Genomic DNA, 12,832 nt, shown 5'->3' with positions numbered 1-12,832 from the left:
TACTCCCTCGTTGACTGGAGGTGGTGACCTATGACTCGCCGGATTCCGCGTCTTCTGGCGCGTGCACCGATTCCGATGTTCCGCGCTGGTCTCGGATTCGTGCTGGGACAGCGCCTGACGATGCTGGAGCATCACGGCCGGGTGACGGGTCAAGCCCGCTACGTCGTACTCGAGGTGCTGGAGCGTGATCCGGAGGGACTCGTTGTGGTGTCCGGGTACGGCCGTACGGCGCAGTGGTACCGGAACGTCCTGGCGGATCCGGCGGTCCGGTTGTGGTCCGGACGACGCCGGGGTGTTCCAGCGCATGCGGTCCAGATTCCGGCGGGTGAGGTCCCTGAGCATCTAGCGGCGTACCGTCGCCGACATCCACGCGCGGCCAAGGCGCTCGGACGGACGCTGGCGCTTCCGGATCTGGCGGGCAACGGACCGCTGCCGCCGGACGTCGCGGACCGGCTGCCCTTGGTGCGTCTGGAGTACGTGGCTTCTTGAGCCTGGTCCGGTGGCCGTGGTTGGTGGTCTCAGTGAGCGCGGAGTGCGGCGTAGTCCGCGGCGGTGAGTGGGGCGGTGGTTAGGGCGCCGTCGGCGAGGAGGGCGTCGACGGGCTGCCCGTTGCGGGAGAAGGTGACCTCGCGGATCGTCGGGAGTGCTGTGATCGAGAGAACGATCTGCCCGACGGCGAGGACGTTTTCGGCGGCGGACCGCCCGTCGGTTTCCCCGGACAGCTCGAGGTCAACGCGGTCTTTTTGCACGTTGCTGACTGCGAGGTTGAGTTCGGGCGGCAGTGCGGAGGTGAGGCCGTTCGCCTGCTCGGTCGTGGTCGGGCCGGCGAGCAGCGCCGCGATGACTGTCCGCAGGCGATCGGACGTGGCCGGGCTGGGGGCGTCGCGGACCAGGGTGACGAGCTGGTCCTTCTGCACGAACACCACCTGGATGGCAGGTCTGCCCGGTGTGGCGGAGGCCGGGCCCGAGGTCGGTGAGCCGGAACCTTGGAGCCGCGACGGCACGGCCCCCGGATCGATCGGTGCGGGCTGTCGCTGGATCGGAACGCCACAACCGATCAGCAGGATCGTCGCCGCGATCGCTCCCAGCACTGCGCGCGTACGGCGGCTCATTTGGGGGCCTCCGGCAACCTCACGACGAATCGGGCTCCGCCGGACGGCGACGCCGAACACCAGACCGCACCGCCGTGCACCGTAGCGGTCTCGGTCACCAGCGCGAGGCCGAGGCCGGTTCCGGATGAGGATCCGCGTTTGGCCGGACCGGTCGCGAAGCGTTCGAAGACGCGCTCGCGGTCGTCGACGGGAATGCCCGGGCCGGCGTCGTCGACGAACACGACGAGGTCGGTCCCGGAGCGGGCGGCCTGCACGCTGACGAGTCCCTCACCGTGGCGTTCGGCGTTCTCGAAGAGATTGCGGAACAGCCGTCCCAGGCGCGGCTTGTCCGCGCATACGGACAGATCCTCTGGGCTGGTCAGCAGCGACGTGTCGCAGCCGACCTCACCGAGGACCTGCCGCAGCAGCGGACCGAGCTCGATCACAGTGAGCGGGCGGACGTCGAGACCGCCATCGGAACGCGCGAGCTCGAGCAGGTCCTCGAGCAGCCGCCGGAACCGCTGCAGGTCGGCCGTGACCAGGTCGAGGGCGCGCTGTGATCGATCGGACAGCTCGTCCCGGCGGGCGTTCAGCAGGTCGACGCTGCCGACCAGCGTCGTCAACGGCGAACGGAGTTCATGACTGACGTCCGCAGCGAGCCGGGCATCGCGATTGATCCGTTGCTGGAGCGTGTCGACCATGCTGTTGAACGAGCCGACGATCGTGGCCAGCTCGGGGTCCAGCGTGGCCGGCAGCCGGGTGTCGAGGTCGCCGCCCGCGATCGACGCTGCCGTTGCCGCGACACGATTCAGCGGTGTGACGACCGACCTGCTGGCCCACACTCCAAGGCCTGCTCCAGCAGCCGTTGCGAGCAACGCACCACCGAACAGGATTCCACTGAGCAGACGTAGCGTCCCGTCGAGTTCGTTGAGTGGGGCGATCTCGTAGAACTCTGCGTCAACCGACGGGACCAGTACGCCGACGACGAGCGCTGGGCCGTCGTCGGATCGGAAGCGCTGGCTGGACGCGGTTCCGTCGGCGACGTCCTGGCGGACGGTGGCCGGTATGGCGTCCCGGCCCTGGTCGAGCGCGGACGCGTACCACTGTCCCTTCCACTTGAGGATGATCGTGTGCCCGGCCGGCGTACCGGCTGCGGTCAGAACGGCGGAGATGTCGGCGCCTGCGCTCTCCAGGCGGCGTTGGACGAACGCCGCATCGGCGAAGGCCTGATGCTGCACGGCCCGCTCGCGTTGCGCCAGTACGTAGCCACGCGCGAGGAGGTAGGTGCTGACGGCAAACACAGCCGACACGAGCAATGCCACGAGTGCGAAGGCGAGCACGAGCCGGCGTCGCAAGCCCCAGGTGTTCCGGCCGAAGATGTGCAGTCCGACGGTCATTGCGGGTCCAGCCGGTAGCCCATTCCTCGCATCGTGACCACGAGCTGTGGCTTGCCGGGGTCGCGTTCGATCTTCGTGCGCAGCCTTCGGATGTGAACGTCGACGATGCGCTCGTCTCCGTAGTACCCGTGTTCCCAGACGGAGGCGAGCAAGGCGGACCGGCTCAGAACCCGGCCGGGTGGCTGCGCCAGCTCGACCAGCAGCCGGTACTCCGTGACCGTCAACGGCACGTCGTTGCCGTCAAGACTCACCGCACCGCGGGAGGTTGACAGCACCAGCCGGTGGTCCGGATCGGGGTCCAGAACGATGTCGGCCTCGACCGGGTCGGTACTGCTCCGTAGCCGTCGGCGCAAGGCGCGTAGCCGTGCGGTGATCTCCTTGACCTGGAACGGCTTGGTGACGTAGTCGTCGGCTCCCGCCTCCAGACCGGCGACGATGTCGTGGGTGTCGGAACGGGCACTGACGATGACGATCGGGATGTCGCTGATCCGCCGCACCTCACGGATGCAGGTGTAGCCGTCGACCTCGCCGAGCATCAGGTCGACCATCATCAGGTCCGGCAGCGAGGATCGGACCTCGGCCAGGGCGGACGGGGTGTCGGCGGCCTCGGCGACCTCGTAGCCCTCGTCCTCGAGCGCCAGGCGCAGTACGGCCCGGATACGGTCGTCGTCCTCCACGATCAGGACCTGCATCGGCATGGGTCCATAGTCGCAACCGTTGCTCGGGAAACGAGCCCCGGGGCGCGCATGTCATCCGATCGTCAAGAAGGACGACGACCGATCTCAATGTCGGCAGTGCACGCTGATAGCAATGCCACACCACTCCGGAAGGCGACCGTCGATGACCGATCCGATCCACAGTCCGCTCCTGCAAAAGGCCATCGTGACGATCTCGGAAGCCGACCTCGGGACCGGTCTGACCGCCCTTCGCTGGCGCCTCCGCGGCCTGGTGATGGACGGGGCCAGCCTGGTCGTCATCGATGTGTCTGACCTCGGCGAGCTGTCCTCGACCTTGCTGGCCGCCCTGCTGGACACCCATCGTGTATGTCGCCGCCGCGGCGGCGGGGTCGTGATCCGGCATGCCAGCCGCAAGATGTCCGACGTACTTCGCCGGACCGGCCTCGACCGCGTCTTCGACGTCGAAGCCGCGTGATCCCGCCGCGTTGCCGGCTCCGCCGAACCCGATCGATCCGCCGAGGCCGCCCAGCCCGGTTCTGTGAGGTATCACCGCCCGTGAATCCGTTCGACCGCGAACCGAGCCCCCGAGGGTACGTCGACGTGACCGTCGTCGAATTCGCCGCACACACCGCCTATCTCGATCCCTTGACCGGAACGGGGTACCTCGTGACGCCCCGCCCGACGACGGATGTCCCCGCGCCGCAGGACCCGTTGGTCGAGGCCTCCTGGATCGATTGCCTCGACGGTCAGGACCGGCCCGCTGGACTCTCGCTGTACGACGCCGACCGTCGCAGTGCCTTCGAGCACCTGGCGGGCGAAGGCTGGGAACCGCTGCTCGACGAGGCCGGCGAGATCGAAGAGGCAGGCTGGACCACAGACGGTCGGCGCGCGCTGTGCTTGTATGCGTTGCCGGCTGCTGGTGATCCTTGCCTGGAAGCACTCCATCGTGCCCTGCTGGCTCTGGACATCGCCTCGGGTGTCCATGTACGTGACCGCCAGGCGGTCGAAGAAGGTCCGTCGGCGGCGGACTGAACCTACCCGCGCGTGAGACCTCTTCTCGTGCGACGCGTGAGCGCAGCGAGACCCGCCGCGACCATGGCACAGGCGAGGATGACATGCAGCAACACGTCGCCATCGTGAAGGGGGACCACTCCGGGAAGAGCCGGGCTCTTGTCAACCTGCCCGTAGCCGACAAGCAACAGGAGCGTCGCGCTGGCCGCGGCCAGAAAGATCAGGCACGATCGCGCTGACCCTGCCGCGAGCAGGGCCCCCACTCCGAGCCCCAGATGCATGAGAGTGTGAGGGAACGGCGTGTGGAAAAGGCCGAACACGACCGATTCCGGCCCTGGGATCCAAGGGCCCACGCTGTCGATATAGCGGGCGAGCCCGAAGCCCGCGAGCGTGATGAACGCCCCGGCGAGCCAGAGCGTGGCGATCTGCGTCGGTGCGGGGGTGGTCCGATCGCTCGATGCTTCGTAGGGCACTGGTCGGTCTCCTCACGTACGGCCGGCCTGTCCGGGTGCTGGTGACGAGCATTCCCTCAGTAGCTCTCACGAGCACGCCGTACGGCGTGGCGCCCGGCCCGAAATGCTGCCGGCGCCCGGTCGGCGATGGATGCCGGCGACGGTCGCCCCTCAACGGCCGCCGTCCAGCATCCACTCGGCCCAAGCCTTGTGCCTGTTCACTGTCGGGCCTGGCGATGAGGCTAGACGAGGAAATGGCTTGTCTCCATCCAAAGGGAGTCGTCGCCGGGGAACGTCAACAACTCTCAATACGCGCGTCAACGACGCGACAAAGGGCGAGTACCTGCGAGAACCTGCTTGACGATCGGATGACGATCTTCGGGACAGGTTGCTGGCGAGGTTGGGTCCCGCTAACGTCCGTACCTGCTCGGTTTGGTCGCTTTCCCCCGTAGTGACCAAACCGAGCTTCTTCGTCTCCGCCTACTGTCATCTCGGCCGACCAAAGTGCGCCGAGCCGGCATACAGCGCCTACCGTATTGATGCTCATCGCACCAGGAATGTCGGCGGTTCGCCGGACAAGATCGCGTCGGAAGCGAGCCAGGCCGCGGTCTCGCGCGGGTAGCGGCGCTCGACCTCGGCCAGTAGGTACTGCCGAGCGTCGGCTGCCGTCAGAGTGTGGTCCGTGTGCTCGGCGCGCAGCGCATTGAGTAGCTCTGCCCCTGTCGCGCACCACACCGCGTAGAGCTCGGCATCCGTCCAGTCGCTCAACTGCCCGCCGGCAGGCATGCTTGCCCGCGACCGCTCGGCGTCCTTCGTGTTTCGTCCTAACAGCAGCCGAACTGCTGCAGTGAGCATCGACCGGATGTTCCGGCGAGCGTCCATCGTCAGATCCACCGTTCCAACCGGCTCCGAGTCCCTCGACTTGGTCTGCGACCTGTCTAGCGCGGCCACGACGGGCGCTCTCGGGCCGGACGCTGAACGTCACGTGATCTCAAAGTTCCCGCAGCGTCGTCGTCAAGTACGTCAGGCGGTGATAGCACGCGAGTTACCTGAGCCAAGTGTTGGATGCTGCATTCAAAGGACCGGCCGAATGTCGCGAGGCCGGAGCCGGACTGACGTCCGAGCGGATCGAGTCTGGAGTCGAGTGATCGATTAGCCTCTGCAAGGATCAGTCAGGGCAAGCTGTGGAGGTGGGTCCGTGACAGGTTCAGGCAACCGGACGGTAGGTGCTGCGACCGAGGAGACGGTCGACGAGGTGGTCGCGGCGGTACTGACTGCCTCGCGGGTACTGGTCGGCATCTCGGCCAGATCATTGGCTCAGGTCGAGGAGTCGGTCACGTTGACGCAGTTCCGTACTCTGGTCGTCCTCGACGGCCACGGCCAGAGCCGGCTGAATCAGTTGGCCGAACGGCTCGATGTGACCGCGTCCACGGCGCTGCGGATGGTCGATCGGCTGATCGCGGCCGACCTGGTCGACCGCCGGGAGAACGCACAAGATCGTCGCGAAGTGGTCATCGACCTGACAGCCGAGGGCCGCAAGTTGGTTCGCCGGGTGACCCGGAAACGAAGAGCGGAGATCGAGCGGATCGTCCTCGGAATGCCAGCTGGGCGGAGGCGCGAACTCGTCCGTGCGCTGGTGGCGTTCGCGGGTGCCGCGGACGAGCCCGCGGTCGTTGCTGAGGCCGCGAGCCGGCTCGGCTGGTGAGCTCGCCATCGTGCTGCGGAACACACCCTCGTCTGCTCCGGGTGTTCGCCATCGACTGAAGAGGTGCCGGTGACAGTCTCCCCCCAACATCACCGTCACCGGCACCGGGCACGACCGACTCGTTCGGCGCCTCGGAAGGGTGACCGCGAATCCGATCCGAGCAGGACACCACCAACTCGGATGCCACCCTCAGGCGAGGCTCCTGGCTGCGAACGCAGTCGCCTCCGGTCGGGTTGGGGTGCATGCATCCCGGCGGAGGTGCGTTCGCCAATGCCTCGGCCGACTGTGCCTCGCAGCAGACTGTAAGTCGTCCCGGCCGACAGGTCCTCGGTCCGCGGTTGACTGTCATGAACTCTCAAACTGCGCTCAATGTCGGCGCCGCGCCGGACGGCTGAGGACTGCCAAGCTCCGCCGGTGTGCGCGTCGCCGGCCGAGTCGCCACGAGGCTGTGCTGTGCCTCGTCGAGGATCTGCGAGGCGCACGATTCGGGCGCTATCGAGAGTTGTCCAGGTTCTTCCTGGCAAAGGCGACGGCTTCGGCAAGCACCGATTTCCACAGCGGGCGATCGACGGTCGGGATGGCCACCCATTCGTGGAAGACCTTGCTTGCGGGGGCGAACGGTTCGCCGCTTCCTGCGTTGACGACTTCTGTGACGCGGTGGCTGGGTAGTCGCGACGGCGCGGAACCGCGCTGTCGATGTCGTACGGCGGAACCGGCGCGGACGCGAGTTGACGGAGCGAATCGAGTCCGAAAGGCTCCGAGCCGAAGCCATCGACGGCGAGCTTGGGGATCCGCTGGGAGGCGACCAGTTGCGGCTGATCTTCACCTGCTGCCACCCGGCCTTGCGGGTCGAGCACCAGGTGGCGCTGACGCTTCGCCTCGTCGCCGGACTCACACCCGCTGAAGTCGCGTCGGCGTTCCTGGTGAGTGAGGACACGATGCTCAAGCGGCTGGTGCGGGCGAAGTACAAGATCAAGGCCGCGAGCATCCCTTACCGGGTTCCTGAGGACGACGAATTGCCGGCGCGGCTGTGGGCGGTGCTCTCGGTGCTGTACCTGGCGTACAACGCCGGTGCCGATGACATCGGCCGAAGAGAGTTGCGCGCCGACGCGATCCGGCTGACGCGGCTGCTGCGGGATCTGCTGCCGGACGAGCCGGAAGTGTCGGGTCTGCTCGCTCTCATCCTGCTCAACGAGGCACGGATTCGGGCTCGTGGTCCTGATGGAGACGTGGTGTTGCTGAAGGACCAGGATCGGTCGCTGTGGGACGGCGCTGACCGCCAGCCCACTTCAGCATGCACTCGATCACATGCCGGCAGGTGCGGCCCATCCGCAACCTGGCGCACGTCAGTCTCGTCGACCAGACGACCGACGGTGACGACTTCAGCTTGAATGTTGCTGAACGATCGTTTAGTCTACTGAACGTGAGATCAGTCGATGATGAGGACCTGACGGGGCGGGCGGTGATTCGCAACGCTGCGCTGCGGTTGTTCGCCGAGCATGGGCCGGATGCCGTCAGCGTGCGGCAGATCGCGGAGGCGGCGGGGGTCTCACCGGCGCTGGTGCTGCATCACTACGGCAGCAAGGCCGGGCTGCGTGAGGCGGTGGATCGGTACGCCGCGGCGCAGTTGGACGCTCTGATGGAGGACGTCGACGAGATCGGTCAAGTCCTGACCACCGGGTCGAATGCCTCGATCGCCGAGATGTTCTCTCAGGCGCTGCCTGCGGACTCGCCGCTGCCGACGTACCTGCGGCGTCTGGTTCTCAGCGGGGACCCAGCCGGTCGGGCCTTGTTCCGCCGCTGGTACGAGGTGTCGCGCGTGCTGATCGGGCAGCTTGTCGATGCGGGCTTCGCTTCGCCGACGGCCGACCTGGAGGTGCGGGCGGCGTTCATGCTGTCGGCCGACCTCATCCTGCTGCTCCTGCGCGAGCCGCTGACCGACGTCCTCGGCTTCGACCCCATGTCCGGGGACGGCCTGGCTCGCTGGGCTGCCGAGGTGACTCGGATCTACCGCGAGGGCGCGCTGGTCGTTCCCACCACCGAGACAGCCGAGACCGGTGAACAAAACGAAGACTGACAACGCAGGAGGCGGCAACGAAATGTCGATGCCCATAGCGGGGCCCAGAGCGATTCGTACAGACGAGCCCGGTGCGGACGTCGTCGTCCGCGCAACCGGTTTGGTGAAGCGGTTCGGCGGCGTCACGGCGCTCGACGGGCTGGACCTGGAGGTCCGTCGCGGCGAGGTGCACGGCTTCCTCGGGCCGAACGGCGCTGGGAAGTCCACCACGATCCGGGTCCTGCTCGGCCTGATGCGCAAGACCGGTGGTGAGATCAGTCTGTTCGGCAAGAATCCCTGGCACAGGGCGGCGTCGCTGCATCGCCGTCTCGCCTACGTCCCCGGCGACGTGACGTTGTGGCCGGGGCTCAGTGGTGGCCAGTGCATCGACGTGCTCGCCCAGGTCCACGGTGGGATTCGTGCCGATCGGCGCGACGAGCTCATCGACCGGTTCGACTTCGATCCCGCCAGGCGGGCCCGGGACTATTCCAAGGGCAATCGCCAGAAGGCGTCGCTGATCGCGGCGCTGGCCGCCGACGTCGAGTTCGTGGTTCTCGACGAGCCGACGTCCGGCCTGGATCCGCTGATGGAGCAGGCGTTTCAGGAGATCATCCGCGAGCGCGCCGCCGAAGGCATCACCGTTCTGTTGTCCAGTCACATCCTCGCCGAGGTCGAGGCGCTCGCGGACCGGGTCACGATCGTCCGCAAGGGAAAGACAGTCACGACCGGCACTCTGGCCGAGCTTCGGCGGCACACCCGGACGAAGATCCACGCGGTCACCGAACAGCTTCCGCGGTTCGACGGGGTGGCCGGTGTGGTCAACCTCGAGGTCGAGGATCACGGTGCCGGCTTCGAGGCCAGGCTGAGCGTCGATGCCGACGTTCTCGGAGACGTCGTCGGCAGGCTGCATGCCGCGGGTGTGGATACCCTGACCGTCGCCCCGCCGAGTCTCGACGAGCTGTTCCTGCACGCCTACACCGAGCAGGAGAGCCGGCAGGGGAGCCCAGCATGAGCGGGCAGTTGGCGACGATGGTGCGGGTGCATCTGCGCACCGGTTGGCTGGCCGTGGTGGTGTGGGTGGTTGCCGTCGGCGGAACCATGGCGCTCACCGTCTCGGCGATCCAGGGTCTGTACGACAGCCCGGAGAAGATTCGTTCGTACGCCGCCGCCGTACACGACGATGCGCTGATGATGATCAACGGCAGGATCGCCGGCATCGACTCGCTGGGCGGGATCATCGCCAACGAGTTCGGGTTCATGGCGTCCTTCGCGATCCCGTTCATGGCCGTCAGCCTGATCGCCCGGACGACCCGGAAGAACGAGGAACTCGGCCGGCTCGAGGCCGTGCTCGCCGGTCGCATCGGCCGCACCACGCCGTTGCTGGCAGCGATCCTGGTGGCTGTCGTGGCTGAGGTCCTGATCACCGTGGCATTGTTTGCGAGCTTTGCCGGCGTCGGGGTTCCCGGTCGCGACGCCGCGCTCTACTCGCTCTCGATGGGTGTGCTCGGGTTAGTGTTCATCGGTGTCGCCTCGATCGCCGCGCAGCTCGTCGAGCACACCCGTGGTGTCTACGCGATCGGGCTCGGGGCCATCATCGCTGCCTATGTGCTGCGCGGCATCGGCGACGTGCAGTGGTCGCCGTTGACGTGGCTGTCACCGCTGGGTTGGCAGGAACAGACACGGGCGTTCGGCCACCAGCGCTGGTGGCCGCTGTTCATCCCGGTGGTGGTCTTCGCGCTGCTCGCCGTAGCCGCGCTCGCCATCGCATCCCGGCGAGACGTCGGCAGCGCACTCCTTCGCGTAGGTGCCGCCGATCCGCGCGCGTCGCGATTTCTGCGTACACCACTCGGGGTCGCGCTGCGCTCGCACCGGGGATCGCTGCTGGGGTGGACCGCGGCGACTGTAGTGGTCGCGGGCACGTTCGGGTCGGCCGCGAAGCCGCTGGTGAACGCGATCAACGGCAACCCGTCGCTCGCCTCGGCGATGGGTGGCGGAGCGGGTGCCACGGGGCTGGGCTCCGTTCTCGCGATGACGGCCCTTTTGCTCGCGCTCCTCGGCGCCGGGTACGCCGTCCAGGCCGTGGGCCTGCTCCGCGCCGAGGAGTCGTCCGGGCGGCTCGAGGCTCGTTTGTCGGGTGAGCGAAGTCGTTGGTCATGGCTCAGCGTGCAGCTGGCGGTCGTCGGTGCTGGGATCGTCGCGGTGTCGGTTGCTGGTGGCGCGGTGTTCGCGGCGAGCGGTTCGTGGTCGACGGGAGTGAATATCACGCAGCAGGTAGTGCGGGCGATCATCGACTTCCTGCCGGCCGTTGCCTTCTTCGGTGGCCTCGCCCTGCTCGTCTTCACTGCCGTACCGCGATGGGGGTCCGTCGTGTGGCTGGTCTACGCGGCCGGCGCGGTGATCGCCTACCTCGGCGACTCGCTGAACCTGGCCGGAGCGGTCCGTGACCTCTCACCGTTTCACCTGATCGGTAATCCACCGGTCGAGGCGGTCGACTCAGACAACGTGATCCTGCTGACCATACTCACTGCTGTCTGCCTCGTGGCTGGCTACGCCAGCTTCCGCCGACGCGACATCCCGCAGGCGTAGGAGTACATCCGTCTGGGCCAGCGACGGCGAGGGCCATCGATGGCAACTTTCAGGTAGTGGCGCGGTACGACGACAGGCACGGCCCGGCGACGCTCCGATCAGCATGTCGAGTCGCCTCAGCTGAAACCGGTCCGCCTTTGTGAACGATGGACTCCCTGACACGCCCGTCGTGACATGGGCCGGTTGCGTCACAGGAGGTCTGGGTTGTCGAACGCGTGCTCCAGGGCTTGACCTGCGGCTGGGTTGGCGGGTTGGCGGCCCATGTAGGTGTCTTGGGTGAGGGAGACTTTGGCTTGGCCGAGCTGGTCGGCGATTTGGCGGGCGGTCTGGCCGGCTTGGTCGAGGGCGGTGGCGGTGGTTTTGCGGAGTGCGTGAGTGCGGATCCAGGCGAGCTTGTCCGATTCGGCGGGTCGGGTGGCTTCCTCGAGTTGGGCGAGCAGGTTTGGGGGTTGTCGAGGTCGATGTTGTAGGTCTTGGCGAGGATTGAGATGCGCCGGTGCGTGGGTTTGATGCGGCCAGTTTCGACGAGTTCGACTCTGGTTGGGGCCAGCCCAGGGTCTGTGCGACGTGCTTTCGGCTGAGGTGGGTCTCGCGGCGGAGGCCGCGGAGGGTTTGGCCGAGTTCGCGTCGGGCGGTGCTGCCGACAGGGGAGAGGGCGGTGCGGAGGCCTCGGCGTGTGTTGGAGGGGTCGCGGTAGCCGCCGTTCGTGTCGGGGAAGACGGGGTCGGTGGGGCGGGTGTCGGCGGTGTGGCGGCCGCTGAGCATGGCGGCGGCCCAGCTGGGGAGGCTGAGGGTGCGTTCGCCGATTCTGGATTTGGTGGTCTTGCGGATCAGGCCTTCGCCGGGTGGCCGGGCGATGGTGTGGGTGATTTCGACGGTGCCGGGTCCGAGGTCGACTTGGTTCCAGAGAACGGCGAGGGCTTCGCCGATCCGGACGCCGGTGCAGAGCATGAATGTGACGAGGTCGGGGAGGTCAGCCGCGACGGCGTGTTCATCGGCGGTCAGGTTCCTGTGCAGGAGGGTGACTTCCCTGGCAGTGAGTGCTCGGGGTGGGTGTTTGGGTTTGGCTTCGATGGCGTCGACCTCGCGGGCGGGGTTGACGGTGGTGGCGCCGTAGCGGACGGCGAGTTTCATGGCGCCGGAGATGACGGCGCGGCAGGTTCTGGCGGTGGGGGCGCCGGCGTGGTGCTTGATGGTGGTGAGGACGGTGTCGAGGCGCTGGGTGGTGGCTTCGGCGATGTGGAGTTCGCCGAGGGCGGGACGGAGATGGTTGTTGACGGCGCGCCGGTAGGTGGCGGGTGAGGTGGGTGAGCATGTGCCGTCGGCGACGAGTTCTTCGAACCTGCGGTTCCAGAGGTCGAGGAGGTGGTTGATCTTGTGGGCCGGGGTGAGGTCGCCGGAGTCGTTGGTTTTGGCGCGGTTCTGGAGTTTGGTGAGCAGCGCGGTTCGGGCGGCGGTCTTGGTTGTGCCGGTGGCGGTGACGGCTCGGACCTTGCCGTCATGGTCGCGAAACCTGGCGTGAGCCAGGTGCTTGACGGGCTTGCCGTTCTTCTTGGTCTTCAGAGTCCTGGTGGAGATCTGTCCCCAGGTTCCGATGGGCAGCGGTGTTCTCGGCATGTGTCCTCCATGCGGTCTGAGCGTTGCCTGTTCAACGCGTGGCCGGTGCGGAGGATCGGCGAGTCGGAGAAGGTCGCGCATGCATGTGATGTGACGCACAGTCACGACGAGACGAAGTCAGCACATGCGGTCGGCAAGATAGACGTGCGGCTGAAAGCGTCGAATAAAAGGTGTCCTACGGGCATGAAGAAACCCAGGCCATCGTCGTGACCTGGGCTTTGTGCGCCGCCAGGGACTCGA

At 67.1% G+C, this 12,832-nt stretch carries 15 protein-coding genes; 9 read left to right on the top strand and 6 right to left on the bottom strand.

Features of this window, described 5'->3' with window-relative positions; translation table 11 throughout:
- The first annotated feature begins 30 nt into the window (after positions 1–30).
- Entirely contained in the window at positions 31–489 is a 459-nt protein-coding gene (locus ACZ3HV_RS37635) for a nitroreductase family deazaflavin-dependent oxidoreductase (protein WP_465691686.1), read from the top strand.
- Between the two features lie 29 nt (positions 490–518).
- Here the strand turns inward: ACZ3HV_RS37635 and ACZ3HV_RS37630 are convergent, their stop codons facing one another.
- Genes ACZ3HV_RS37630 through ACZ3HV_RS37620 form a run of 3 tightly spaced genes read right to left on the bottom strand, consistent with a single transcriptional unit; the run spans position 519 to position 3,186 of the window.
- A complete protein-coding gene (locus tag ACZ3HV_RS37630; RefSeq protein ID WP_465691684.1) occupies positions 519–1,112 on the bottom strand; it encodes a GerMN domain-containing protein in 594 nt (197 codons plus the stop codon).
- Positions 1,109–2,488, bottom strand: coding sequence for a HAMP domain-containing sensor histidine kinase (locus ACZ3HV_RS37625; protein ID WP_465691682.1), 1,380 nt, complete (start codon positions 2,486–2,488; stop codon positions 1,109–1,111). The genes ACZ3HV_RS37630 and ACZ3HV_RS37625 overlap by 4 nt, the downstream gene beginning before the upstream one ends.
- On the bottom strand, positions 2,485–3,186 hold the full coding sequence (locus ACZ3HV_RS37620) for a response regulator (RefSeq protein WP_465691680.1): 702 nt from the start codon (positions 3,184–3,186) through the stop codon (positions 2,485–2,487). The genes ACZ3HV_RS37625 and ACZ3HV_RS37620 overlap by 4 nt, the downstream gene beginning before the upstream one ends.
- A gap of 142 nt (positions 3,187–3,328) precedes the next feature.
- Between ACZ3HV_RS37620 and ACZ3HV_RS37615 the strand changes: the two genes are divergently transcribed.
- The gene (locus ACZ3HV_RS37615; protein ID WP_465691678.1) at positions 3,329–3,640 is read left to right on the top strand and encodes an STAS domain-containing protein; all 312 of its coding nucleotides are present in this window, start codon (positions 3,329–3,331) and stop codon (positions 3,638–3,640) included.
- A 125-nt stretch (positions 3,641–3,765) separates the two neighbouring features.
- Entirely contained in the window at positions 3,766–4,197 is a 432-nt protein-coding gene (locus tag ACZ3HV_RS37610) for a hypothetical protein (RefSeq protein WP_465691676.1), read from the top strand.
- Between the two features lie 2 nt (positions 4,198–4,199).
- Here ACZ3HV_RS37610 and ACZ3HV_RS37605 read toward each other — a convergent pair whose 3' ends face one another.
- Both ACZ3HV_RS37605 and ACZ3HV_RS37600 read right to left on the bottom strand, forming a co-directional pair.
- Positions 4,200–4,649: a DUF4383 domain-containing protein gene (locus ACZ3HV_RS37605; protein WP_465691674.1), complete on the bottom strand. Its 450-nt coding sequence runs from the start codon at positions 4,647–4,649 to the stop codon at positions 4,200–4,202.
- Between the two features lie 522 nt (positions 4,650–5,171).
- Positions 5,172–5,510 (bottom strand): hypothetical protein, encoded by a 339-nt coding sequence (locus tag ACZ3HV_RS37600; protein WP_465691672.1) that lies wholly within the window; start codon positions 5,508–5,510, stop codon positions 5,172–5,174.
- A 316-nt stretch (positions 5,511–5,826) separates the two neighbouring features.
- Between ACZ3HV_RS37600 and ACZ3HV_RS37595 the strand changes: the two genes are divergently transcribed.
- The 5 genes from ACZ3HV_RS37595 (at position 5,827) to ACZ3HV_RS37575 (ending at position 10,975) form a co-directional block, all read left to right on the top strand.
- Entirely contained in the window at positions 5,827–6,333 is a 507-nt protein-coding gene (locus tag ACZ3HV_RS37595) for a MarR family winged helix-turn-helix transcriptional regulator (RefSeq protein WP_465691671.1), read from the top strand.
- A gap of 728 nt (positions 6,334–7,061) precedes the next feature.
- Positions 7,062–7,724, top strand: a complete 663-nt coding sequence (locus ACZ3HV_RS37590; RefSeq protein ID WP_465691669.1) for a DUF6596 domain-containing protein — start codon at positions 7,062–7,064, stop codon at positions 7,722–7,724.
- A 32-nt stretch (positions 7,725–7,756) separates the two neighbouring features.
- Positions 7,757–8,410 (top strand): TetR/AcrR family transcriptional regulator, encoded by a 654-nt coding sequence (locus tag ACZ3HV_RS37585; RefSeq protein WP_465691667.1) that lies wholly within the window; start codon positions 7,757–7,759, stop codon positions 8,408–8,410.
- A 28-nt stretch (positions 8,411–8,438) separates the two neighbouring features.
- The gene (locus tag ACZ3HV_RS37580; protein ID WP_465691665.1) at positions 8,439–9,401 is read left to right on the top strand and encodes an ABC transporter ATP-binding protein; all 963 of its coding nucleotides are present in this window, start codon (positions 8,439–8,441) and stop codon (positions 9,399–9,401) included.
- Complete coding sequence (locus ACZ3HV_RS37575; RefSeq protein WP_465691663.1) at positions 9,398–10,975, top strand: ABC transporter permease; 1,578 nt, start codon at positions 9,398–9,400, stop codon at positions 10,973–10,975. Before ACZ3HV_RS37580 ends, ACZ3HV_RS37575 begins: the two co-directional genes overlap by 4 nt.
- On the opposite strand, the gene ACZ3HV_RS37570 is transcribed toward ACZ3HV_RS37575, so the two are convergent.
- A complete protein-coding gene (locus tag ACZ3HV_RS37570) occupies positions 10,883–12,349 on the bottom strand; it encodes a tyrosine-type recombinase/integrase (protein WP_465691845.1) in 1,467 nt (488 codons plus the stop codon). The two genes, ACZ3HV_RS37575 and ACZ3HV_RS37570, sit on opposite strands and share 93 nt — an antisense overlap.
- On the opposite strand from ACZ3HV_RS37570, the gene ACZ3HV_RS37565 reads away from it, so the two are divergent.
- Positions 12,341–12,802 carry a hypothetical protein gene (locus ACZ3HV_RS37565; protein WP_465691851.1) on the top strand — a complete coding sequence of 154 codons (462 nt, stop codon included), beginning with the start codon at positions 12,341–12,343 and terminating at the stop codon, positions 12,800–12,802. The two genes, ACZ3HV_RS37570 and ACZ3HV_RS37565, sit on opposite strands and share 9 nt — an antisense overlap.
- Positions 12,803–12,832: the final 30 nt, after the last annotated feature.

The organism is Kribbella sp. NPDC020701 (genome assembly GCF_055562215.1).
This window is presented reverse-complemented; position numbering and strand designations above follow the sequence as displayed.